At 45.1% G+C, this 25,522-nt stretch carries 19 protein-coding genes, 2 tRNA genes and 1 other annotated feature; all 21 genes read right to left on the bottom strand.

The genetic code is table 11. The features are described 5' to 3' along the window. Positions 1 to 28 precede the first annotated feature (28 nt). The 21 genes from rplL to V513_RS06105 all read right to left on the bottom strand — a co-directional run bounded on the left by rplL (position 29) and on the right by V513_RS06105 (position 25,507). Positions 29 to 415, bottom strand: coding sequence for a 50S ribosomal protein L7/L12 (gene rplL, locus V513_RS06205; protein WP_006492415.1), 387 nt, complete (start codon positions 413 to 415; stop codon positions 29 to 31). Positions 416 to 436: 21 nt separating this feature from the next. Next, the gene (gene rplJ, locus V513_RS06200) at positions 437 to 979 is read right to left on the bottom strand and encodes a 50S ribosomal protein L10 (RefSeq protein ID WP_099772057.1); all 543 of its coding nucleotides are present in this window, start codon (positions 977 to 979) and stop codon (positions 437 to 439) included. Between the two features lie 7 nt (positions 980 to 986). Next, positions 987 to 1,105: a sequence feature (ribosomal protein L10 leader region), on the bottom strand. An 11-nt stretch (positions 1,106 to 1,116) separates the two neighbouring features. Then, positions 1,117 to 1,815: a 50S ribosomal protein L1 gene (gene rplA / locus V513_RS06195; RefSeq protein WP_099772056.1), complete on the bottom strand. Its 699-nt coding sequence runs from the start codon at positions 1,813 to 1,815 to the stop codon at positions 1,117 to 1,119. Between the two features lie 12 nt (positions 1,816 to 1,827). Continuing rightward, positions 1,828 to 2,253 (bottom strand): 50S ribosomal protein L11, encoded by a 426-nt coding sequence (gene rplK, locus V513_RS06190; protein ID WP_099772055.1) that lies wholly within the window; start codon positions 2,251 to 2,253, stop codon positions 1,828 to 1,830. Between the two features lie 54 nt (positions 2,254 to 2,307). Further along, on the bottom strand, positions 2,308 to 3,375 hold the full coding sequence (gene nusG, locus V513_RS06185; protein WP_014730506.1) for a transcription termination/antitermination protein NusG: 1,068 nt from the start codon (positions 3,373 to 3,375) through the stop codon (positions 2,308 to 2,310). A gap of 25 nt (positions 3,376 to 3,400) precedes the next feature. Beyond that, positions 3,401 to 3,607, bottom strand: a complete 207-nt coding sequence (gene secE, locus V513_RS06180) for a preprotein translocase subunit SecE (protein WP_099772054.1) — start codon at positions 3,605 to 3,607, stop codon at positions 3,401 to 3,403. A 35-nt stretch (positions 3,608 to 3,642) separates the two neighbouring features. Next, positions 3,643 to 3,810 carry a 50S ribosomal protein L33 gene (gene rpmG, locus V513_RS06175; RefSeq protein WP_014730505.1) on the bottom strand — a complete coding sequence of 56 codons (168 nt, stop codon included), beginning with the start codon at positions 3,808 to 3,810 and terminating at the stop codon, positions 3,643 to 3,645. Between the two features lie 29 nt (positions 3,811 to 3,839). Further along, positions 3,840 to 3,926 (bottom strand) — tRNA-Tyr (locus tag V513_RS06170). Between the two features lie 16 nt (positions 3,927 to 3,942). Continuing rightward, positions 3,943 to 4,018: transfer RNA gene (locus tag V513_RS06165), tRNA-Thr, on the bottom strand. Positions 4,019 to 4,117: 99 nt separating this feature from the next. Then, positions 4,118 to 4,351: a DNA-directed RNA polymerase subunit omega gene (locus V513_RS06160; protein ID WP_006492408.1), complete on the bottom strand. Its 234-nt coding sequence runs from the start codon at positions 4,349 to 4,351 to the stop codon at positions 4,118 to 4,120. After that, positions 4,341 to 4,964: a guanylate kinase gene (gene gmk, locus V513_RS06155; protein ID WP_099772053.1), complete on the bottom strand. Its 624-nt coding sequence runs from the start codon at positions 4,962 to 4,964 to the stop codon at positions 4,341 to 4,343. The genes V513_RS06160 and gmk overlap by 11 nt, the downstream gene beginning before the upstream one ends. Continuing rightward, positions 4,961 to 5,260 (bottom strand): DUF370 domain-containing protein, encoded by a 300-nt coding sequence (locus V513_RS06150; RefSeq protein WP_014730503.1) that lies wholly within the window; start codon positions 5,258 to 5,260, stop codon positions 4,961 to 4,963. The genes gmk and V513_RS06150 overlap by 4 nt, the downstream gene beginning before the upstream one ends. A 12-nt stretch (positions 5,261 to 5,272) precedes the next feature. Further along, positions 5,273 to 6,145, bottom strand: a complete 873-nt coding sequence (locus V513_RS06145) for a YicC/YloC family endoribonuclease (RefSeq protein ID WP_099772052.1) — start codon at positions 6,143 to 6,145, stop codon at positions 5,273 to 5,275. A 57-nt stretch (positions 6,146 to 6,202) separates the two neighbouring features. Beyond that, positions 6,203 to 7,327: a cysteine desulfurase family protein gene (locus V513_RS06140; RefSeq protein WP_099772051.1), complete on the bottom strand. Its 1,125-nt coding sequence runs from the start codon at positions 7,325 to 7,327 to the stop codon at positions 6,203 to 6,205. Next, complete coding sequence (ligA, locus tag V513_RS06135; protein WP_099772050.1) at positions 7,327 to 9,324, bottom strand: NAD-dependent DNA ligase LigA; 1,998 nt, start codon at positions 9,322 to 9,324, stop codon at positions 7,327 to 7,329. The genes V513_RS06140 and ligA overlap by 1 nt, the downstream gene beginning before the upstream one ends. Further along, positions 9,311 to 9,679, bottom strand: a complete 369-nt coding sequence (gene acpS / locus V513_RS06130) for a holo-ACP synthase (protein ID WP_014730499.1) — start codon at positions 9,677 to 9,679, stop codon at positions 9,311 to 9,313. The genes ligA and acpS overlap by 14 nt, the downstream gene beginning before the upstream one ends. Continuing rightward, a complete protein-coding gene (locus V513_RS06125) occupies positions 9,676 to 11,982 on the bottom strand; it encodes an endonuclease MutS2 (RefSeq protein ID WP_099772049.1) in 2,307 nt (768 codons plus the stop codon). Before V513_RS06125 ends, acpS begins: the two co-directional genes overlap by 4 nt. Further along, positions 11,963 to 12,397, bottom strand: coding sequence for a SoxR reducing system RseC family protein (locus V513_RS06120; protein ID WP_014730497.1), 435 nt, complete (start codon positions 12,395 to 12,397; stop codon positions 11,963 to 11,965). Before V513_RS06120 ends, V513_RS06125 begins: the two co-directional genes overlap by 20 nt. Before the next feature lie 11 nt (positions 12,398 to 12,408). Then, positions 12,409 to 12,909: a hypothetical protein gene (locus V513_RS06115; RefSeq protein ID WP_014730496.1), complete on the bottom strand. Its 501-nt coding sequence runs from the start codon at positions 12,907 to 12,909 to the stop codon at positions 12,409 to 12,411. Between the two features lie 86 nt (positions 12,910 to 12,995). After that, on the bottom strand, positions 12,996 to 13,823 hold the full coding sequence (gene amrB / locus V513_RS06110) for an AmmeMemoRadiSam system protein B (RefSeq protein WP_099772047.1): 828 nt from the start codon (positions 13,821 to 13,823) through the stop codon (positions 12,996 to 12,998). After that, positions 13,820 to 25,507 (bottom strand): type II secretion system protein GspD, encoded by an 11,688-nt coding sequence (locus V513_RS06105; protein WP_257211974.1) that lies wholly within the window; start codon positions 25,505 to 25,507, stop codon positions 13,820 to 13,822. Before V513_RS06105 ends, amrB begins: the two co-directional genes overlap by 4 nt. Positions 25,508 to 25,522: the final 15 nt, after the last annotated feature.

Below are 25,522 nucleotides of genomic sequence, written 5' to 3'. Positions count from 1 at the left end.
GACAATATGTAACCAGACAATTGCTCAATTACTTCAGTTCGACTTCGGCGCCAGCTTCTTCGAGTTGCTTCTTCAGTTCTTCTGCCTCCGCCTTTGGAAGGTTTTCCTTTACAACACCCTCCGGTGTTCCAGCCTTTTCCACAAGATCCTTGGCCTCCTTGAGTCCGAGTCCAGTTATTGATCTTACTACCTTGATAACATCGATCTTCTTTGCACCAAAAGACTTCAAAACTACCTTGAATTCTGTCTGCTCTTCTTCTTCCTCTGCTGCCGCCCCACCATTTGCAGGAGCTGCCGCAACTGCAACTGGAGCCGCCGCGCTCACTCCAAATTCCTCTTCAAGGGCTTTAACAAGATCTGAAAGTTCTGCCACTGTCATTTCTTTTATTGCGCTTATAAGTTCTTCCTTTGTCATCTTACCACACCTCCGCGTGAATCATTCAACTTTTTTATCCTTTATCGCATTCAAAGCATACAGGAACTTTGTGAGCACTCCATTCAGAGTATAGACAAAACCGGTAATTGGGGCAGCAAATCCGCCTACGACCATGGCGATCAACTGCTCACGAGACGGCAGCTTTGCGAGGTCTGAAGCCCGGTCACCTGTGAAGAATCTTCCTTCAAGATATCCAGCCTTTATTAGCGGAAGAGTCTTGTTATTCTTATTGAAGTCGGTGATTATCTTTAGGGCCGCGATAGGATCTACATCCTCAACAGTTAGCACTGCCGTTGTACCGCTTATCGAGTCCTTCCATTCGCTTTCTTCGAATCCGGCCTTGTTAAGAGCGAGTCTTACCAGCGTATTCTTTTTTATCGTGAACTGAGCTCTCTCTTTGTAGTTTTCATAGAGCTTGTCTCTAAAAGTAGTTATGTTCTCTACTTTCATGCCTTTATAGTCCGCGAATAGAATCAATGATGAATCCTTGTAAGCTTTTGTAAGACTCTCGACGATTTCTTCTTTTCTCTCTCTTGTTAGCACTTTCGCACCTCCTTTCAGAAAAGCGGCCCCAAAACGAGGCCGCAGAAGGGTAGATCTTCTACACGCCTCGGTAGGTGGCTTACGCTCTTAAATACCTACTGTCTCTGGCACTGAAAATATATCTCAGTTTAGACTAGTTATTTCTCGGTTTCTCTTGCAAAATCGACTTTTATACCTGCACCCATCGTTGTGGTCAGGAATACCCTCTGCACAAATCTCCCCTTGGAACCAGCCGGTTTCATCTTCATAATCTGATTGAGTGCAGAGACAAAGTTCTCGCGCAGTTTTTCCTTGTCAAAAGACTTCTTCCCTATGGGAAGATGAAGATTTCCAGTCTTGTCGTTCTTCACTTCTAATCTTCCCGCCTTGAAACCCTTAACGGCATCTTCAACGTCAGCGGTCACAGTTCCAGCCTTGGGTGACGGCATTAGTCCGCGTGGCCCTAGGACTTTTCCAAGTTTTCCAATATCTCTCATCATGTCCGGAGTTGCTATTGCAACATCAAAATCAGTCCAACCACCTTGAATCTGCTGAACAAGATCATCTGATCCTACAAAATCCGCACCACACCGTTTTGCAGTCTCAGCCTGTTCCCCCCTGGCGAAGACCAAAACCCTGACGTCTTTCCCGGTGCCATTTGGCAATGCAATCGTTCCCCTAACCTGCTGATCAGATTTTGCGGGGTCGATGCCCAACTTCAAATGCATCTCGACTGTCTCGTCGAATTTCGTCGGTGGAAAGTTTTTCAGTAAATCTATGCTCTCATCCACTGAATAACTAACGTTTCTATCAACGGACTTTCTTGCCTGAATGTACCTCTTTGATCTAACCGGCATTCAGATCCCCCCTCAACCTATTATTTCGATGCCCATATTACGGGCTGTACCTGCAATTATCTTTGCAGCGGCATCGACTGTTCTGGCATTGAGATCGGGCATCTTAATCTTAGCAATTTCCTCAAGCTGAGCACGGGTAATCTTACCTACTTTGTCTCGATTGGCAACTCCCGAGCCTTTCTGAATACCCGCAGCCCTGAGTAGCAAGAAGCTTGCTGGCGGGGTCTTGAGGATGAAACTGAAGGATCTGTCTGCGTAGACAGAGATAATTACTGGAAGCACCATACCGGCCTTGTCGGATGTTTCCGCATTGAACTGCTTACAGAAACCCATAATATTCACTCCATGCTGACCGAGAGCCGGTCCAACAGGAGGTGCCGGTGTAGCCTTTCCCGCTTCAAGCTGGAGCTTGATTTGGGCTATCACTTTCTTAGCCATATTTGCCTACCTCCTTGTGGTCAACGGGCTTAGCCCTCCCACTCTTTCTCAGAATCAAACAATCTTTTCTACCTCAGATAAACTGAGAATAACGGGTGTTTCTCTTCCAAATATGCTGACAACAACCTTAAGTTCCTGTCTGTCCGGATCTAGATCCGTTACCTTTCCAACGAAATCTTCAAATGGGCCAGAGTTTATCCTTACAACTTCGCCAACGTCAAATTCGACTTCAATCTTTACCGGCCCGCCCATGTGTTCTTCATACTCTTCAATGCCAACCAATCTAAGAAGAGCCTTGATTTCCTTTTCCTTAAGTTGAACGGGTTGACCGCCAACTGAAACAAAATTGACTACGTTCGGAGTATTCTTGACGAGATTCCATGTTTCCTCGTTCATTATCATTTCAATAAAAACATATCCGGGATAAAGCCTTGTCCTGGTTATTTTGAAGATCTTGATCTCTTTGCGTCCTGGAAGGTCGGAGATCTCTACTCTACCTTCCGTCTTAGAGAATATTCTCCTCGTCTCACCAAACATCTGACCACGCTTCACATGGTTGCCTTTCTTTGCGACTTTGGCGTCATAGCTATCCGGATGAACAAGATAGACGTCTTCTTCTCCGTTCTCTTTGTCGACAACAATCCGTTTCATCTTCTGCGTATAGACGATCTTTCCGTCAAGCTCACAGAAATATTCACCCTGCTTTGCCAGAGGCATCCCTTGCCTTATTCTTGCGCCCGCCTTAATCCCGGTCTCTATCTTTGCGCTCTCAGGAATGTAGTAAGTCTTTGTGTAACGCCTGTCGGCAGTTTCAATGAATATCACGCGATAATTCTTGACTTCAGCGACTGTACCATCATTCTTGACCTTTATCTCAACTTCTTCGGCGACGGGATCCCCCTTGGCCACATCTTCATTATCCTTAACGAGAAGCCTTGCGTTTGCGGGAACTATGTATTTTTCTGCCGCGACATTCGTTCTATCAAGCTTCGTCTCCTCTGGAACTAGGATTTTACCAAACATGTGCGAAAAACCGAAAGACTCTATCTTAATCTGAATTGCCTCTCTGATAGAGTTTTCAAGGCCTGAGTATGTTTGAATTATGAACCATTTCTTTCGCACAATTAATCACCAACATCGAACAGCATTAAGCGCCGCCTGTCAAAAAATTCAAAAGTGATCCGATCGCATTAGTGAAGAGAACATCTAGAAGTGCTAAAAACGCACCTACTGCAATCAGTATGACGAGCACGGCACCGGTAGAAGAGATCATCTGCTCCCTATTAGGCCATGTCACCTTCTTAACTTCGTTCTTCACTTCGGAAAGGAACTTCCAAAACTTTGCCTTGGCCATGGGATTCCTCCTGACTCAGTTGAGCCGACTCAACCTTACTTGGATTCTTTGTGCTCGGTATGTTTCCTGCACTTTGGGCAGTATTTACTCGAGTCCAATTTGTACTTTTTTTGGCGGTTCTTGAACCTGTAATAGTTTCTAGTACCACACTCGGAACACTTCAATGTTACAAGGACCTTATTTCCCTTTGTTTTCTTTGCCATTGCATGCACCTCAACAGTAGCAAAATTAATGGTGGTAAGGGGTGGGTTTGAACCACCGAAGGCGTTCCGCCAGCGGATTTACAGTCCGCCCCCTTTGACCACTCGGGCACCTTACCACCGATAGTTAACCTATGGAGCCAACGAAGGGACTTGAACCCCCAACCTGCTGATTACAAATCAGCCGCTCTTCCGATTGAGCTACGTTGGCCCGACGCACGATACCTATTATATCTAATCACTTTATCCCTGTCAACAACTCAAATAAAGAATCTCTTTATCTGCGAAGCGAGTCCACACTACTAATAGTTTACTTAACCTTCGGGACGAGAATCATTAGCATTTCTTCATTTCTTATTCTAATGTAGCCTTCTTCAAGTTCCTTCAGGGCTATCGTGATCTTATCCCCGGCAGCCCTTACAGTAGAAGGATCAAGCTTCGGTCTACCGAAGTCCTCCAGATCCTCCGCTCTCTTGGCAGCGGCTACTGGAATAGCGTACTTGTGCCTTATTCTCTTAAGAAGCAAATCGTAATTAATTATCATATGTTTTCTCCTCAAACAAGAATCTTTCTCCCTTTTCTCTGACCATTCTATCAACACGCAACCTTTCGGCGGTGATGATTGCTTCAAACTGACTTACCGAATGCTTTAAATTATCATTAATAACGAGATACTGAAAGTTCTTCACCTGTTCAAGTTCCCATTTTGCATCTTCAAGCCTTGTTCTTAGAGACTGAGTGTCTTCTGTTCCCCTTGACTGAAGGCGACTGATCAGCTCTTCGTAAGATGGCGGTGCGACAAATATATAGACGGCGTCTCGGAGTTTGCTCATTAATGACATGGCCCCCTGAATGTCCACATCAAGCAGAATATCTCTGCCCAAATCTACGCTCTTGCTGACCTGATGTCTAGAGGTCCCATAATAATTCCCATGGACTTTTGCCCATTCTAAAAACTCATCTTCTTTCTGAAGTCGTTTGAATTCCTCCAGAGTGACAAAAAAATAATCCTTTCCCTGAACTTCCTCAGGTCGTCTTTCCCTCGTAGCATAAGAAACTGAAAAGTCGAGATTATTGTTGGATCGGAGTATTTCTCTGAGTATAGAGGTTTTTCCGGCCCCTGAAGGACCGCTCATCACAAAGACTATACCTTTCATTCTTCGAAATTCTGTCCAGAAACTCTGATATCTTCCAGAAGCTTCTCGATATCGCTGAAAGTCTGCATAAATCTGGAAGCAATTGTCTCGGGCTGAATCGCAGAAAGTATTATGTGATTGCTATCAGTTATTACAATCGCTCTGGTCTTTCTTCCATATGTAGCATCAATCAGTTTTCCTTCGTCCTTCGCAACTTCCTTCAACCTCTTCAGTGGCGCCGATTCGGGGTTCACTATCGCAATGACTCTGTCTCCGATGATAACATTCCCGAACCCGACGTTAATGAGTCCGTACAAGTGAAACACCTCCTACTCTATGTTCTGAACTTGCTCCCTAATCTTGTTTACTAGCGTCCTTCCTTCAACTGAGAGATTTGTTATGGCCAGCTTCTTTGACTTTGAAGCAATTGTCGAGAGTTCACGATGCATTTCCTGACAGATGAAATCGAGCTGCACACCGCTTTCCTTCTCAGAAGCCATGACTTCTCTAAATGATTCAATGTGTGAGATAAGCCTTACAATTTCCTCAGAAATATCTGCCCGTTCTGCAAGGAGCGCCACCTCTTGCTCCAGTCTGTTATCGTCGAGCTGACTATCAGAAATCTGCTCTACCTTCTTCTTCAGAAAGTCACGATAATAGAGAACCATATCCTTAGAACTATCCTGCAGTTCCCTTCCAATGGACTCGAGCTCGCACAGGTATTCATTCAATGCTGAGGCGAGATTCTCACCTTCTCTTTCTCGATCACTGTTGAGGACACTAATTGCCTCCATTAGGAGTTCTTCAATTACACTCCAGATTTTCTTCGCGAGATCTTCCGATGGCTTGCTTCGCATAATTTCTTTGAACCTCGCCATTGAATCAACAGTCACGTCCCCCGCAAGCTCAAAGCGCTCTTTTATTGATTTCAAGGAATTATAGACAGAGGAGGCTATTCCGAAATCTGGTTGAAGAAGATCATCACTGTTGACCAGAGAAATATCGATTCTCGCCCTTACAGTTCCCCGCTTGAGATTCTCTTTAATAACCCTGGTAACATTCATTTCAAGCTCAGAGAAAGCATCTCCTATGTTCACATCCACGTTCAAGTACTTTGAATTGACTGTCTTCAACTCAACAAATACATTTACATCGCGAACGGTCTTCTCGACCCTCGCAAATCCGGTCATGCTTCTGAGCAATTATTATCACCTCAAAGGCGTTTAGGTCAAACTACAGTCAATTATAACCGTTTGTGGCTAAAATTTCAAAAGAGGAACCGTTTTCTTCAGTTTTTCTATCAAAAACGCCACATCTTCCTCGGTTGTGAACCGTGACATGCTGATCCTAATTGAACTGGAGGCAAGTGAGAAATCAAGTCCCATAGAATCGAGAACGTACTGGCCTCCATCTCCTCTAGAAGAACATGCCGAAGAAGTACCAACAAAGACACCTTCTTCAGAAAGCGCGTTAACCAGAACCTCGGATCTGATTCCTGCGAAAGAAGCGTTGACTGTATTGGATATAGAGTTTTCCGGTGTATTCACAACTCCATCTAGTTCCTCAACGGTTTCTTTTATCCTATGCTGATACTCTCTCAACCTGGAAGATGACTCTTGTGTGCACTCAACGGCTCGCTGCAAGGCTGTAGCGGCTATAGCTGTACCGGGGACGTTCTGTGTTCCCGAACGCATTCCCCTCTCCTGACCGCCACCGGTAATTAATGGTCTAATGGGCGCTCCCTGCCTAATATAAGTGACTCCGACACCTTTGGGACCATGAAACTTGTGCGCAGAAAAAGAGGCGTAGTCACAGAAGCAGCTAACGAAATCAATGGGGATCTTCCCAATCGTTTGAACGGCATCCAGATGAAAGAGAACGTTCCGTTTCCTAAGCTCTTCGCCAATCTCCTCATAGGGTTGAATAGCGCCGGTTACGTTATTTACTGCCATCAAGGAGACAAGAAAAGTCTCTTCGTCAACCTCGTCGAGAAGCTTTGCAACTTTGACAATTCCGTTTCTCTCGGGTCCGACCGTTGTATAATCAATGTCTGAACTTGCTTTTAAGTCTTTCAAAGTATTCAGAACTGCTTTGTGTTCGATCGATGTAGTAACGATTCTCTTTTTTCTTCCTTTGAAAAGAACGCTGGATCTTAGAATCCAGTTAATGCTTTCCGTTGCGCAAGAAGTGAAATAGATTTCCCTAGGATCTGAAGAAAGCGAGCGGGCAATCTTTCGGCGTGCTTCCTCGAGGTACCGAGCCTCTCTTAGCCCAAAAGAGTGCATGGAATTCGGATTAGCATACTCTTCGACGCACAGTTTTGCGAATCTCTCCGCGAGATCACTTTCCATTTTGGTAGTGGCATTGTTGTCGAAATAACGCATTAGGATTTTATCATCTCCTCGAAATCTCTTTCATCAATGATCTTGATTCCGAGGTCGCGCGCCTTCTGTTCTTTTGAACCGGGATTTTCACCTAAGAGCAAGAAATCGGTATTCTTTGAGACCGACGAAGCAACTTCTCCACCCAGTTTGATAATTTTCTCCTGTATTTCCTTTCTAGAGTATCCCGGAAGCGTTCCCGTAACCACAAACTTCATTCCCTTCAACGGTTTTGACCCACGTGAATCTTCATCCTGAATGTTAACGTATTTCAATAGCTCCTCGACCTCTTTTTTGACTTCCGGAGAAGAGAAGTACTTTTTGATATCTTTGGCCAGCTGGTCACCGATGCCTGAAACGTTTCGCAGTTCCTTTTCGTCTGCAGAGACAAGTCCACGAAGACTGCCAAAGTAGTTCGCAAGATCTTTTGATGTCTTTGATCCCACTCCTGGAATACCCAGGCCGGTTATCAGCTTGAAGAGGGGATTGCTCCTGCTCTTCTGGATGGCTTCAATCAGATTGCTTGCCGTCTTCTCACCAATGCCCTCTCCTAGACTAAGAAGATCATCCTTGTTAAGCTTATAGAGATCCGATGGGTTTTTCACAAGGCCCGCCTCAACAATTCGCTCGACCAGTTTCTCGCCCAGTCCCTCGATATCCATCGCATCCCTGGAACAGAAGAACTGTATTCTTCTGCTTAATTTCGCTGGGCAGGTGGGGTTCAGGCACTTCAGAGCAACATCCTCTTCTTTCTCTCTCCCCACTTCTCCGCCACAAACAGGACATCTAGAAGGCGGGGTTATCCTTTTTTCTTTACCCGTCCTCTTTTCCGGAATACTTTTAACGATTTGCGGGATGATCTCTCCAGCTTTTTGGACTATTACTGTGTCAAAGAGTCTTATGTCCTTCTCACTAATAAAATCGAAGTTGTGCATGCTTGCTCTCTTTACGGTAGTACCTGCAAGTTGAACCGGTTCGAGCTCAGCAACCGGTGTTATAGTTCCAGTCCTGCCAACCCCGAAGGTAACATTAATCAACTTTGTCATAGCCTGCTCGGCAGGGAATTTGAACGCTATAGCCCATCTAGGTGCTTTTGTCGTGTATCCTAATTCCTCCTGAGCATGGAGATCGTCAACTTTTACTACCGTGCCGTCTACCGCGTAATTGAGACTAGATTTCGACTCCGACCATTTCTTCCAAAACGCTATCACACCATCTGTACCTTCAGCTAATTCACTGTTTGGCTCAACTCTCATGCCGATACTCTTCAAGAATTGGAGCTGTTCGCTCTGACTTTTCAGTTGAAACTTTGATGGCTCAACGACATGATAAAAGAAGGCATTTAATCGTCTCTTAGCGACCTCTCTGGGATCGAGTTGTCTCAGAGTTCCGGCCGCCGCATTCCGAGGATTGGCGAAGACCTGAAGTTCACCTTTCGAACGAGCTCTGTTGATCTCGTGAAATACATCCTTTGGAAGATAGACTTCACCCCTCACTTCAATTGAAAGATCTTGCCTGAGACGCAAGGGAATAGATTTAATAGCCCTGATATTCTCGGTGACATCCTCTCCAACAAAGCCATTTCCTCTTGTGGCACCTCTCACAAGAAGGCCATTATCGTACTTCACTGAGATTGAAAGGCCATCGATCTTCAACTCGCACATATAGCGTACTATCTCGATCTGGAGCTCTTCCCTTACTCTTTTGTCAAACTGAAGCACTTCCTCTTCCGAGTATGTGTTATCGAGAGAAAACAGTCTATATTCATGAACTACTTCCTTGAAAGAAGCAACGGGTTTCAAACCAACTCTAATGCTTGGCGAATCAGGCGTTTTAAGCTCAGGGTACTGCTCTTCAAGATCAATGAGTGTTCTAAGAAGGCTATCGTATTCGGAATCAGGGATTTCGGGATCGTCCAAAACGTAATACCTGTAAGCATGATAATCTATTTCCTTTCTCAACTCGTCGATTCGCTTTCTAGCTTCTTCAAACGTTATCATTTTGATCCCTCCCGAAAAGAATAACAATCGAGACCGCGTACTCGCGTTCATGGGATATGCTTACTGTAAGGTCAGAGTTCTTTATCAATTGCTTCAGTTCATCGGACGGAATTGGTCTCCCTCCTTCATCAGTGAGAAACTGAATCTTGGAGAATTCGATGTCTTTTCTACCAAGAGCCTTTACAAAGGCTTCTTTAGCCGCAAAACGACCGGCGGCAAACTCCATTCTCCTCCGTTCTCCGCCTAGAGAATCATAGATAACTTTTTCATCTTTACCGAGAATTCTTTGTGCTATAGATTCAGTCATACGAGAGATTTCTACTATGTCGATTCCTGTTCTAATATTCAGGTTCAAACCTCCACAACTGTCACACCGCTTCCGCCTTCTGAGGGTGTTCCGATCCTGAAACTCTTCACCCCTTTTGAACGCCTAAGGTAAGCCCAGACACCTTCGGCAAGTTTGCCCGTCCCTTTCCCATGAATTATGTAGCCTTGTTTCTTCCCGCTGGCTTTTAGCATCTGAAGAAAATCATCAATGAGAATTGGAACATCCTCAGTGATATTGCCTCGAATATCTATCTCCTGGCTCGAGTTTCCACTATCTAATTCAAACGAAGACATTTCTGATTCGACTACCGGCTTTCCGACCAATCGGACACGTGATAACGGAACTTTCAGGGTAATCTTGCCCGAATCTATCACTACCCTGTCACCATCTATTTCGCTAATGATCCCTTCAGCTCCGCTTTCCAGAAGCTTAACTTTGTCGCCAACTTCCGGAATCTGAGAATCGGTTTTTTCTGGATAAGATGCCCCAAAATTCCTGACCTCTCTTCTCAGGTTGTTAAGTCTCTTCACAGCTTCAACTTTCTCTCTTTCACCGGGAGCCCTTGAAAGGCTTATAGCCATCTCAACATCCTTAATGATCGATTCCAGCTTTTTTTCCAGTTCATCGATTTCCTTACTTACTTCTCTGTATCTCTTCTCCTTTATCATCGATAATTTTTCTTCGAACTCCTTTGTCCTTCCTTCTAGTTCTCTTTTAGTTTTGCCGAGATCTCTTCTTTCCTCTTCCAGTAAAGATCTCTCTCTATGGAGCTTTCCAATTACAGCTTCGAGATCTCTGGCTTCACTATCGATATAGGAGCGGGCTCTATCAACTATTTCTTGTGGGAGGCCAAGCCTGCTCGAGACTTCAAGAGCATTTGAAGAACCGGGAATACCCATTAATAAACGATAAGTAGGTTTAAGAGTGGATATATCGAATTCAACACTGGCATTAACAACATCGGGACGCTCCATTGCATAAAGCTTGATTGGGGTCAAGTGAGTGGTAAGGATCAGCCTGGATCTCTCCAGTAGTCTTTCAATGATTGCTATTGATAGAGCCGATCCCTCAACGGGATCGGTACCTGCACCCAACTCATCGAGCAAAACCAGCGAATTTTCATCGGCGTTTCTAATTATTCTGATTATTCTGGATATGTGTGATGAAAATGTACTCAAACTCTGCTCAATCGATTGCTCGTCTCCAATATCGGCGAATAGTCTACTAAAGAGTGGAATCTTCGACAACCCATCTGCAAGAACAGGAAGACCGCATAGCATCAGGAGGACCGAAAGACCTATCGTCTTCATTGCAACAGTCTTTCCTCCAGTATTCGGTCCGGTAATAAAAACACCGTTAACCCCCTCTTCCATGGTGAAGGTGATCGGTACCACCACTTCATCATCGATCAACGGATGTCTCGCATCTTTAAGAAGAAAATGTCTTGAAGGGGACGGCTCTATGAAGACACCCCGTCGACTCTTTGAGTATCTACATGCTGCGTAAAGACCGTCAAGAACGCCAAGTGCCTCAAGCGAAGGCTCAAGCCTTTCAAATGTGCTAAAGAAAAGAGTCGTCAATTCTCTCAGTATCCTTCTGATTTCCTCCTCTTCCCTGGATAACAGAATCCTCATAGAATCATTTAGAGTGATAAGCTCCTGAGGCTCGAAATATACCGTCGCACCGCTACCGGAGGCACCATGAATAACTCCTTGATGCTCATTCTTCTTGCTCGCCGAAAGCGGCAAGACATAGCGGCCTTCTCTGGTCAAAATAAGACTATCAGTTAAGCTATCTTTGTATCTGTTCATTATTGAATCAAGTCTTCCCCTGAGGTTTCTGTTAAGGTTTTTCAGTTCGTTTCTGATTTCTTTTAGTAAAGGAGAAGCATTATCCTTGATCTGACCATCCTCAGAAATCTTCTTTCTTACCTCACCTATAAAACCACGTTCGCAGGATAGAAGAGCGGCAACCTCATAAACTGCGGGGAAATCTGGAGAGACCCGATCGAAGAACTCTCTTAAACGGCAAACGTTATCCATAGTCACGGCGCTTCGGAAAAGCTCTTCGGCACCAAGGCTGAATCCGCGTTTCACTTTTGTAATATAGTCGCTGAGATCGTGAAAAACCGTGAAAGGCGGTTCCGCTTCCCTAAGAAGTATTTCGTTAAACTCACTAGACCTTGTGTATAGAATTTCTGCGTCCTCAGCCTTAGGTCGCAGAGATTTCACTCTCTCTTTGCCGTATTTGGAAGTTGCCTTCTGAGCGATGTCAGCAAGAACTGAATCGAATTCCAGCAGCCGGATCGAATCATCGAACAATGAATCCATCGGGCAGTTCCACCTTTCTGACAATCTTTGGCATCAGTTTCTCTCTGTTCTTTCTATCGTAGAGTGCGATTAAAGCATAGACAACGGCAATAGAAGCAAAGGCAACTACAAGAGCCAATCCTTCAGACTTCAAGACCATATTCATTACTATCAAAGTAACGAGAAAGACTGCCAACGGAATACCGTAAACTATCATGGATACTCTAGTAGCACTCATGTTGCTCATCTCAATCTCAACGGTGTCACCTGGATTAACCTCCACACCGTTATGCAAAGCCCTTATCGTAATCTTTTTGTCGCTCGAAGAAATACTGCAACTGCTCCTTGATCCGCAAGTAGAACAGGCCTCTGTACGAGCTTTTTCAAGGAGCACGACATCTCCCTTAAGCTCCTTCACAATAGCTAACTCTCTCATGTCCACCTCCGCTAGAAGCGGTAACTAATCTCACCACCTGCGTGAAAAACTGGAAGTGTTTCCATTCCGAAGAACTTCTCCAGTTCCAGGCCAACTGCTGCTCCGAAGGAGAGAAATCCGACCCGAACGTATGCAATGGGAGTAATCGAGAAGAAAATACCAAACTTATCAACGTTAGTTGTTATCAGACCCGCTCTTGAAACAACTCTTAGTCCGACAGCCGACTCCTCTGTCAAATCATATGCTTGACCGGCAAAGAGCTTGAGCAATGTATTGAAGTGACCATTTATGTAGAAATCCTCTGATGAAACTGGAGAAACAAAGGAGAAATTGCCTCCCAGCTCAAGAGAATTCTTCCCTGTCTGGCTTAATACATAAGCCACATTGATTCCATCATATACCAGTTTATCTTCAGAGCCGAACCCCGAATAGTGAATTCCATCTATAATTAACGAAGCTAGACCTAAAGAGCTCATCAGAAATACTATCAGCAAAGAAATTACAGCCTTCACACGACACCTCCAGTTCATCGAAATTATAGCATGCTATTTGGTGGTGTTGCGAAGGCAACGCGTTCTCTCTTACCATTTCCAAAGTATTAGCTGAGCAGGGCCGCAACATATCCCACGGTCCTGTACCTGTCTCCCATCACCTCACCGCTCGTTGTACTACAAAGCACTTCCATCGATTCAAAAGAATTTCTCACTGCTACAATTGGTCCAAGCCCACAAGCCGTTATCCTCTTTTCTTGCGAGAGTTCGTAGGACTCTCTGTACTTCCCATCCAAAATTAGGCTTAAAAGCTCATTGTCCTTTTCCATCGTTACCTCATGGGCCTCGTAGTGGTTCAAATCAGAAGAGGCAATCACCAAAACATCATTCCTCCTACTCAACTCTTTCTTTATGATCTCCGACAGACTCAAAGCAACTTCTACTCTCTGATCCGTCATTATCAAAGGAACAATCTTGAAATCCGAGTAAAGAAACTGCAGAAATGGTAGCTGGACCTCAATAGAGTGCTCATATAAATGAGCAGAAGTATCTGGCATTATCATTCCATTTGACTCAGCCATCAGTGATCTGCCAAACTCGTGATCTATCTCGACGCTGCCCAGAGGCGTTTCCCAAGCCCCTTCGAGCCACAACGACAGCTTCGTACCCAAGCCCGTGTGGTTTGGTCCAACAATCAAGACCGTTGATGGTTTAACGAGCGCGCCCGCCCTCCAGTATGACCATGCGGCTACCGGACCACTAGCCATATAACCGGCGTGCGGCACAATCAGACCGATAGGTCCTTCATTCTTCTCCCAGCCATGTGGAAGACTTCCCGGTCCAACAGGATAGAAAAAGCAGTTCCTTATCTGACTTTTGAGTTCCTCTTCGTTATCAGCGTAGAACTTACCGCTAACAACGGGTCTCCTTATCACGGCTCAACCACCTCCGCTGTGATGAAGATAACCAGTTCTCTCTTATCAGAGGTCTTGTTCTCGGTGGTGAACAGCTTTCCAATAAAAGGTAGATCACTAAGAAAAGGCATCTTGTTGACCGTAACGGTATCCTTATTTGCAACAAGACCTCCAATTGTCAGTGTGTTTCCGTCTGAAATAATCAGCCTGCTGTTTGCCTCTCTAGTCTTCTCACCATAAAGAGTTCTAGTCCCGTCAACGTATTTCTCCGGTTCGCTTACCTTAATGAAAAGATCAAGGAGTATCTTCCCATCATCATTTACCGTAGGAGTTATTCTCAGCTCCACCCCTGTATTCAGGTATTCAATAGTCTCTATCTCCACTGGGTTACCATCGACATACTCAATTGTGCGCACGAGGTAAGGAATCGTATCTCCAATGTGAATCTTGGCTTCTTCACCACTCATCGAAACTATAGAAGGACTTGATATAAGGTCAGAATCGTTGTCTCTATCGCTGAGATCAGCCTCTATCTTCACAGTTCCGGTATTCACAAGATCATCGATCAGCTGTGTGATATCTAGATAATCGATAATGCCAAAATCAAGATCGACGGAACCGTTTTCGATGAGGATCTCGGGAGCGTTGATTCCGATAGAAGTTTTGATCTCTCGCTGTATTTCGTCAATCAGGGACTCATCAACAAGCCTTGTTTCTATTCTCACCTGCTTCTTCGGCTGTGAAAGGGCTGAACCGATTTCATCGAAGATGTTGTCCACTCTAGACTTTGCAAGCCCTCTGACGACTATATAACCGTTTACGGGATCGGAAAGGACTTCTCCCCCATAGAACTCAATGAGTCTCGTTAACTCTTCGACATTATGATAGACGCGGTAGACGAGCTCGACATCCGTCGGTTCCTCTCCGGCTTTCTGCTCCTTCTTGGTTACAGCATAAATATCATCGATTCTGACTATTTCGACTGGCTTCGTGGCATTGATCACCTTGACCAGTTTATCCCAGCTGAGGTCTTCTATCGACATAGTGATATTCTCGACGATTTTGTCAACGAAAAGAAGCGATATTCCCAGTTTTTCAGAAACAGTTCTCAGAAGTGCTTCCAGATCTTGATCAGTCACCCTTATGCTCACCATCGAATCTTTAACAACAACGCCTTTCTCGAGAGGATCGATCGCCTTTCTAGACTCCTGAACGTCTCTTACCATCTCTTCGGCTGCGTCTAGCAGGGCCGAACTCTTTGACTTGATAAGCAGCATCTGGAGATCTGCGAAGGTCTGAACGGTGATTCCTTCGATTGACTCTCTCAAAAGATCTGCAAGTTCTTGCGGATTGACGGTCAGATCGGTAATATATCTCGAGATCTCTCTATCGGCGGCAGCCTCTTCAATCGTCCTAGTAATTATCATCAGCGACTCGGGATCGCCTATAAGTAACCACTGTCTGTCGAGGTCGATGTAATCAACTTCAAGACTGAGCTTTGAGATTATCTCCTGAAGCTGATTATCTGAAACAAGGCTCTTTTCGACTCTCACCGACTCTCTCTTCGAATCAACTGCAAGTATACTCAAAGCCTCTCTCGCATTTTCCAGACCCACCTGCGTTCCTATTCCGATAAGCCTTCCAGAGTATTCGATAATCGATCTCAGTTGAATCTCTGCAGCCTCAAGGAACTGTGTTATCTGTTCTATGCTCCAACCGCTGACGGGTGGAAGATCTTCGATCCTCACCTTTTCAGTTCCTTCAGTGCTACCAATGGTCTGATTCAACTCCGTTATCAACTGTCTTGCAAGATCGACATGTACGCTTTCTCCAACCACTAGAAGCCTATTGTCGAATTTGCCTATGAAAACCGATACTCCAATGCTCTCCAGTGCGTCTTTCAGATCGTCCATTCCAGACCTTTGACTGCCTTCAGGTCCATACACTCTTGACAAATCGTCATTAAAGGCTTGCCCGACGACTACAATTGAATAAGACAGGAATTTAGTATCCTCTGTCACCGCTTTGGCAAGTATGTCCCTGAAACTTTCTACATCCTCCATATTTCCGACAAATAAATACCTCGTTGGCGTTATCTGGGCAAATGAGATCTCAAGTAGAAGGTCATTAGCGATCGCCTGGAGGATCTCAGGAGTTATGCTTGCAGGTAGATCGATGTAAGCGAAATGGACCTGCTGGTTATCCAGCAAGTAGTCGATTATGCTTTGTGCACCGTCCAATGAGTCTGCGCTTCCTATCAGGAGGTATCCTCCACTCACATCAAAAACCCCCGAAAGCTCAATCTCTCTTGCTAACAAATAAGTCTTCAGTGTCTCTGCATCGACACCGGATAGTTTCTTCACAAATCTGAACTCGTTGACGATTCCCGATCTTTCGTTAACCAAACCACTGAGAACCTGTTCGAATTCACCTATGTCTTGAGCCGTTCCGATCATAAAGACTCTCTCTCCAACAGGCTCGAATTTCAGTTTAAGCTCCATCAAACCGGCAATTGATTCGAACTGGTTGATCTCCGTGCCCTCGGGCAGCGCAAAGGTTATGTAAGAGACGGAACCGTCGGCAGAAGTCCCGCTCGCATCGATTCCTATACGAAGAGAGGAAACCAGCTCTTGCGCTCTAGCAAGTGACGCTTTCGTCCCGACTATTATTGCATAGTCACCCGCCTCGATTACACCTACAGGTATCTGAATCGATGTGAAGGCGGTTTGGAGCTGACTGGGAGTAAGATTCTTCGGGAGAATCGTTATCGTGTAAGAGAGCGGTCCTTCGTCTACACCGGCACTCTCTCCAAGAGAATCATACACATCTACGGCCATCTCTACATTGGCTTCGCTTCCGACGAAGACAAAGACCGTTTCGCTTTCCAGAATCTCTACCTCCACCCCGATCAATCTGAAGAGCTGACTCAAAAGCTCGGAAGAGACTCCCTCCTTTGATTCAAGGACTTTGAAGACGTTTCCTTCACCAGAATCGCCCGTCGATACCTGTACGAGTTTTTCCATTATTGTAACTGCGTTTTCTATCGATTCTCTCGTTCCAATTATAAGGAGGACGTTGCCAACGGCGTTTATGTCGACTCTTAGATCGAGCTTTTCGAAAACAGTTGTGAGAGAGTTTATGTCAAACCCCTCAGGGAACGAAAGAGCTTCGAACTCAATCTCCTCAGATTCCGGTTCTGTATCCTTCGTCTCAAATCTGGTGAAAAGCTCAGCGGCTTCCAAATTGTCCTCACCTGAACCTATGAAAACGAGATAATCTCCAACCTCCACAATCTTTACCGAGATATTGAGGGAGGCTAGCAATTCTCTGAACTGATCCAGTGAGATCTCTTCAACGAACTCAACGATTGTGTATTCGGGGCTTTGGACTTCCTCTATCCCGAGGGTCGCCGAAATGGAATTGACTAACTCCCTGAAGCTATCTACGTTTCTTTGAGTTCCAATCACGAATAGGTCTTCACCGACTGGAAGGATCTCTACATTAAGCGAAAGCTTTTCGACCAGAGCTGCGATCTCCGTCATTGAAAGCTCTTCACTGATAGGAATCACAGAGTAGACTACTTCATCCTCAATAGGAGTACCTTCCGGAGTGAGATACTCAACTATTTCATTGGCAGTTCTCAAATCACTGTCGGAACCAATAAGCATAACTTCTCCATCTACCTGAACAGAGGATATGCCTAGCGCCATATCTCCCATGATTTTCTCAAACTTTTCCAGTGTCAAATCTGCAGGAAGCTTGATTAGCCTATAAGAGATCCCCTTGCCAAGATTGCTTCTTATCACTTCGTCCAGCAGGGCAACTGCAAGCTCGACGTCTTCTTCAAGACCGGAAATCGACATACTCTGTCCAAGTTTTGTATAGGAAAGATTGAACCCGGCCGAAATCAGTATCTCTCTCAGCTCTTCGAATGTCATACCTGAAGGAACAGGGTAGAGAGTTGTAAGCTTCTTCGTCTTGAGTTCGAGGCCCTCCATGATATCGGGCAGCTTGGAAAGCTCAGATTCCGGTCCAATCAACAGGTATCCCTGACTGTTTTCGTGAAATACCTGAACCGCCAGATTCATAGCCTCAAAGAATCCGGAGAGTGTCTCTCCCGTCCATCCTTCAATTCTGGGGTAGAACTGCGCCGTCAGTTCTTCAGTAGACGGGGCAGATCCAATCTCTTTCAAGAGACCTTCAAACATCTCAATGTCATCTTCGGTACCTACAGCAACTAATTTGTCTCCCTCTCCGTAAATTGTGAGCGAGGAATTCATACTGGAGAGGAGCTTATTAAGGAAGTCGGTGCTAAGGGAGATTCCGGTGAATATCCTCGAATGGCGAACTTCCTCAGAAGGTTTTTCGGAAACAAGCTCGGAAAGAATAGCCCTGATCTGCTCGATGTCTTTTTCTTTCCCGTAGACAACGAAGCTGTCCCTGATCTCTAGAACGGAAATCTCCATTTCCAGAGTATCTACAATCCCTGTAAGCTCCTCGAGAGTGACCTCGCGGGGAACAATCACCGTTACTCTATGTTCGCTGATTATATCTTCTCTTATTTCTGCGAACCTCATGATCTCGTTCTCGCTCCCGATTACTACTAGCTTCCCTGCAACCGAAAGCGGGAAGACGTTTATATTGAATGCCGAAACAATTGACTGTGCTGCAGCCAGGTCGAATCCGTCCGCGACTTCAACTACCAGGTAGCTCTTCTCACCATCAACCACCTGAACCTCTCTCCTTGAAAGTATAGAAGTTATAGTGTCAACGGCCTTAGCTACTTCTTCACCCTGACCTACAGCGATTACGCCCGTGGGGGCATTCAGTAGATCAACGCGTATTCCTAATCTCGAGAATATTGCTCTAAAGCTTTCGACTTCTTCGGTGGGGATTTCTACGAAGTTAAATACATCGGGTTCCTCTCCCTTGGGCAAAACAACTCCCTCGGAAAGCTCGCTGAAAATCCTCACAGTCTGAATAACGTCATCTTCCGGTCCAATGACCATCGATCTCCCATCTACGATAACTACAGTTACCGCAAGTCCCATTTTTTCGAGCATGCCCTGAAGATTCTGAATCGAGGGAACAGTATCAACTATTTCGTAGTGTGGCTTCTCCAATCCTGATAACCTGACCGTTTCAGAGTGCATTCTGTCCAATATGGCAGTTGGACCCACTATTAGATAACCGGACTGAACCGGAGTCACACTGATTTTTGCCCAATCCTTCTCTCCGAGGAAACTTCTCAGGTAAGTGACAAGTTTTCCATCTTCCCAGCCGGCAGGGTTATTGAAGAACCTTGATTCAACCATCTCATCCTCTTCGGCCTTAGAAAGCACTGATAGTATGACATCATTAGCTTTAGCCGACTCTTCTTCGGTCCCCACCAATACTACTCCGGATGGCGAGGAAAGTAGCTGCACATCCATCTCAAGACTATCGAGAATGGCTGAAAACTCATTTATTCTATCATTCGGTATTTCCGTAAAAGAATACTTCAGTTCTTTATCCGTTTCGAGAGTTACCGTTCGTTCATTAATAGAATTCACGACCTTCGCGGCACTTTCGAGGTCCTCATCATAGCCGACAAGGATGACGTTGTCTCCAAAGCTAAGCGCAGTTGCTTCAATTTTCAGCTCTGCTAATACTTGCCGTATAGTATCAAATGCTCCCTCGCTTGCAGGCATTATTTGGAAATCATATTTTCTTGAACTTGATGGCGCTTCCAGTCCGTTACTCAGAAGTCTTATTAGCTCAACAGCCTCTTCTACGCTCTCTTTCTTGCCAACTACGAGGAATTTGTCTTCAACAGGCAGAATCGTTACCTTCAACCCAAGCCGTTCAAGAAGTGAATCCATTTGCTCGACTGCGGGAAGCGAATTCTCGATAACAAAGAAGGGATCCTCAATTCCAGCCAGCCTCGAAGCCTCTTTGACCAGTTTTGATACAACTTCCTGGGGACCGACAACAATGTAACCACTGGAAGACGGTGTAATGGTTATTCTAGAGAAGTCGTCCTTGCCGAGAAAGTCAGCAAAGTAGCTTGCATATTTCTCATCGTTCCAGCCAGGGACGATGGCTGCAACGTTTGAGACCCTGTCTGGTTGACCTTCTGATTCGTCAAACAACGCTTCTCTCTCAAGAATCGCATTGACTGTCTTGACCGCTTCTTGCACCTTGTCTCCTTCACCGATCATGATAACTCCAGTAGCGGATGGCAGAAGCTCCACTCCCGAGTCAAGTTTGTCCAGAATCGTCTGATAAATGGCAATATCTGCGCTTTGTATCCCAGTGAAGGCGTATGTCGGTTCATAAACCTGCGGAGTCGTTCTCCTGCTGAGAATATCTTCAACAACCGTCTTTGCTCTAGCCACTGCTTGATGTGAGCCGATCGCTATGGCACCAGAGGGCGATGAAATAAGGGAAACATCTATCGTGAGGCTTTCAAGAATTGCACTGAAGCTTCCGATATCGTCTTGAGCGATGTCTAGAACGCTGTATTCCATTGCTTCCGGTGAAGCAACATCGAATTTCACACTTTCCATAAGCTGTTCTATTATTATTCCGGTTTGTCTTACGTCTTCCCCCGACCCGATAACGATCGTCGAGCTACCCATTTCTACCAGATCAACGAGTACTCCCAGTCTAACCAGCAGCCCTTCCAGATCATCTACAGGAGGCACTCTTTCAAACACTGTAAATGCAGGGTCTTCGAATTCTCTCAGCCTTGATATTTCAGCCTCCACAACGTCTGCCAGAGCTCTTGGAGTAAGAGCAACGAATCCTGTGGAAGATGAAACAATGGAAATCCTCTCAAACTCATCGGCTCCAAGAAAGAGTCTCAGATATTCATTCAAACGAGTAAGATCCCAGCCAGGTATCATTTTTATTTCCAGAGAAATCCGTTCTTCCCTGTCTACTTCCTGAGATTGAAGCTGCATGTAAAGTGCCTTGAACTTCAGCAGGTCTTCTTCGCTGCCTATTGCAATCAGTTTGTCTGCAACGCTTACCGCAAATACTCTGTAAGCTAGAAGTTCTAGCGCAGGTTGTAGTGATTCAACTGTAATCCCGGCTGAAAGAGGCAGAAGAAGATAACTCTCATATTTCTCTTGAAGAGGAACTTCTTTCGTATCTCTAGAGGTGATTGCTTTGATCAACTCTTCCGCACGATCCAAATCTTGTTCGGCTCCGATCGCAACTACTCCGGCAGGAGTGTCAAGCAGTTCAACTCCAATACTCAAGCGTTCAATTATCGGCAGAAGCTGATCTATGGAGTCCTTCAGAACATCAACAAACCTGTAATCCATTTCCAGTTCAGCCGTTACACTTTCAGAATGGGCCATCACCGATTCGACAACATCAAGAGATCTTGAAAGCTCTTCCGTCGACCCTACCGCAATGACTCCATTTGAGATCTGAACAAATTCGGAGATAATACCGAGTTTCTCCATAACCGTCTCGAGTGGCGCAATATCTTCTGGTTCGATCGGGAGGAAAATGAATGTCTTCGAAGTTGCAGTCTGCTCTGTGGGCTTTCCCTCCGGGTATATAGCATCGATGAGCTGATCAATCAACTCACCCGTTTGAACAACACTGTCATGATTTCCGACGATCAAGTATTTGTCTTCAACGGGGATAATTTCGACTCTTATTCCTAGCGCTTCAATAAGCAGTTCCAGCTGATCGAGAGGAGTCAATCCCTGCTTCACAATGAAGTAGGGGTCCTGAATTTCGTTCAGTCGCGCAACCTCGGCTTCAATAGTTTCAAGAAGATCAATGGGTCCGACGGCGATGTAACCACTTACTGTTGGAGCAATAGAGACTCGAGAATATAAATCTTCGCCCAAGAAGTCGCTGAGATAACTGGTGAATACCTCGTCGCTCCAGCCTGCAACTCTTCGGACGAAGGTAGACACGTTCTTGGAATCTTCAGTACTATCGAATGCCTGTTTCTGATCATGAATTGTCTGAACTGCCGTTCTAGCTTTAGAAACCTCTTCAGACGATCCAACTACGATGACACCCGACGGAGATGGAAGCAACTCCGCATCGATGCCCATTTTCTCCAGTATTAAGGAGTAATCTCCTATTTCCTCGAAAGCTGCCGGCACGAATTCAAACACAGCCTGTGCTAAAGCCGTAGAAGGTCTCTTCTGGAGAATCGATTTGGAAGTTTCTATTGCTTTCGAAACCTCTTCTTCTCTACCTACTACAAGGACCCCGGAAGGGGATTCAAGCAACCTAACATCGATCCCAATGCTTGAGAAGATCTCACCAAAAACCTGGGAATCCTTGCTTTCGATTGTAGAAAGCTCAAATACAGTTTCTTTAGATTCCGGGTCCTCTCCGATCGCCTCAACTAATTTCGATATGAGTTCTTTTGCTCGTGCAACATTGTATTCCGATCCAACAACGACAAAATAATCGTCGACTTCCAGAATATCGACAATGATGCCGAGCCTCGAAAGAAGTGAATTGATCTCATCAATCTGAGGCATCTTGCTTTCTATCGAATAGGATGGACTCTCGATTCCCCTCAGCCTCTCGAATTCGTTCTCTACTCTTTCAATGATCGACTCGGGGCAACTGATTATGTATCCTTTGGCCGTCTGGACGAAGGAGATATTTGCAGTCTTTTCTGGTCCAAGAACTACGCCCAGATAAGATAGAAGACGTTCGGAATCCCATCCAGGAACCCCTGCAATCTCCCTTGATACAAAGGCTCCTTCAACGCTCTCGGTAGTAAGTATCTGATCGTACAATCCGTTGAAAAGCTTTAAATCCTCGCTATCTCCAACAACGACAATCTTGTCATAGATTGGCGTGATAACAAGATCCATACCGAAAACATCTATCATTGAGTTGAGCGAGGCAATTTCCACTTCAGGCTTCGAGAAAATGATCAGATATGATTTCTCGCTTTCAATGTCTCCCTGCTGAGGAAGTATTGATGCCTCCTTATTCATAATCTCTTCGACGATCTTCTTTGCCTTTGCGAGCTGCGCCTCTACACCAATCCCTATGACTCCCGCCGGTGACTCTACAAGATCTATTTCGTACCCTAACAGCGAAAGTATCTCGTCAAGGCTATCGACTAGGGATGGCTCTATATCTATCAAACTGTAACTTCTAGGCCCCGTCTCGATTGTCTCGATTCTAGAAAGAATCGAATCAATCACGACCATCGCTTCTTTCAGCCTATCTTCAGTGGCTACAATCGCGACTCCAGATGGCGTGTTGACGAACTCAACTGACAGGTTTAGTTTGTCCAGAAGATCACTTATTCCCTGCACTTCCGAATAAGGAATGTCTATAAATCTATACTCGTAAACAGTCTCACTTTCCGAAACTTCCCCTTGAACGGGTAGTCCGCTGCTAAGCTGTCTTACAAGCCTGGAAGCCTCTTCGACATTGACTTTTGAACCTACAATCATGAACTGGTTGTCGACAGGAACTATTGTTACGGCTATTCCAAGCCTCTGCAAAAGAAGCTCGAACTGAGCAAGTGACGGAATGGAAGTTTCCAGTCTGTAAGAAGGTTCTTCAAATCCTCTAAGTTTTTCAGCTTCAGCGGAAATTGCTTCCAAAACAGACTCCGCTGCAATGACTATGTAGCCGCTTCCCGATGTGGTGAGAGTAATCTCTGAAAAAAGCTCAGTTCCAAGAAAGTCGTTGAGATATGTCCTGAATTTCTCAATATCCCAACCTGGAATAGCTTCGATCTGCAGGGATAACCTGTTCTCCTGACTAGACATTCTATTCTCAAGCATTTCTTTGATTCTAGGTATTCTCTCTTCGATAATGGTTTCTATCTCGGCGAGTCTCTCCGGGTAAGCACTGACTACCAGCAATCCTGCCGACTGAATGAAGTCTGCCGTTTCATTCTCCACGAGAATCGTCTGGAGTAACTCGCCCAGGCCTGAAGAATAGATTTCGGGAGCGATTTCAAGAATGGATTCTTTTGTTACCCTGTATATCTGCCTTTCGTGCTGTTCCAGTTCAAGAACAGCCTTTTCCATTATTTCCGAAGGGGCATACATGAAGACCAATCTATCTGCAATCTGCTCAACTGTGTACTCATCTTGGACAAGACCTTGTGCCGAGTAGAAGGTTCTGAGAAAGGCCGAGACTTCCTCAAAGGAATCATTAGCTTTTAGTTCAAGATATGTGCTGGAGTAATCTTCGAAAGTGATCCCAGTGAAAAGTGAGAGGAGATATTCTGCTGTTCCTATTGAACTCTTGGAGCCTTTAAGAATGTAGCCCTTCCTTTCGCCCAAGGGCTCGATCAGTGCTCCAGTTATTCGCTCCACCTGAGATCTCACAGATTCCTCTATTGTTAAGTGATAATTCACTATCGTGTAGGAAACCTCCGCAGATATTCCCGAAAAAGAATCCACAGTCTTTTCTAGAACTGGAACTAGATAGTTTGGCAACTCGAATGTTACCTTTCCGATAGGCTCAAATGCTCTATCTACAGCTATCTCTTCATAAGGGGCGTAACTTTGAAGAATACTCAGTATGGCGCCAACAAGAGTATTGCCTTCTGTCAAGCCGGACCCGCCAACACTGCCTAGTTTCAGCACATCTTCGATGAGAAAGAAGTTGTCCGGTAGCGTTATTGTTTTTCTCGCTTTACTTGAATCTAGATCCTCAGATGTAACATTTTCTCTATACAGCTCTAGATATTCATAAAGAGCATTTACCTGAGAATCATTCCCGGAAAGAATAAGTTTGTTAAATTCAGGAATGCTTATTATTGTCAGACTCTCAGAAAAAAGCGTTGCATTCAATTTCCTTGCAAGGTCTAAATAAGAGTTGAGAGGAGTGCCTTCCACATCTGTTATCTCCCACGGAATGGTAAATTCCTTCGTAACCGTATTAGTTGTAAGAGCAGCAGAAAGACTCATATGGGTTTGGAGATCTCCGAAAACCATGAGAGAAGCTTCATTTGGGAGATACTCAATAAAACTGTTCACGGGAAGAGTCTTTCTCAATCTCTCAATCTGCTCAGAAACGGTTTCACCCTCCAGTTTGAACTCCACACCAATATAAGTTTTCCAGAACGCGTTTACCAGACTCTGTACTTCTTCAGGTGTCCCGAGGTAGAAGGTTCCATCTGTCAAATAAGAGTAAGCGACCCTGTCTCCAAGAGAAGTGAGAATGTTTCTGAGGATGTCCTCTGGCATCGCAAGTGAAAAACCGACAACAACCTCCTCATCTCTCACACTTGGAGATATTATGTAGGAAAGGTCTAGCATTTCCTCGGAAAAGAGATAGGTCATGGCAGTTGACAAAGTCATTCCGTATGTTGTGAACTTCTCGATGTCAACGTCAATGTTAGATCTGAAAAATCTGAGCGTTACGATGTTCTCCCTGATTGTGACTTGCGGCTCGTCGATTGCAGGAATCAGCAAGGCGACATTCACTGAAAGTCGCTTCGGGTCCTGGCGGGTCCAGAGACCCTCAACGGGTCCCATTCTTAGCGGCAGATTCATATCACGGCCGCTTACTCCGTCCAGCGCCAGAGAATATATTGTCTTGGAAGGATTAGACTGAATGTTATAATCGGTGACTTCGTTCATAAAAATCAAAGTCACCGTCACTGATTCAGCATCCATAGAAGGTATGACTGAATTCAGTTGATTAGAGAAACCGATACAGAAGAAACCCAGAACCAGGAATAAGACCGCTATTCTTCTCACTTGAATCACCCCATA

Origin of the sequence: Mesotoga sp. H07.pep.5.3 (assembly GCF_002752615.1) — a bacterium.
Lineage (GTDB): Bacteria > Thermotogota > Thermotogae > Petrotogales > Kosmotogaceae > Mesotoga > Mesotoga prima.
This window is presented reverse-complemented; position numbering and strand designations above follow the sequence as displayed.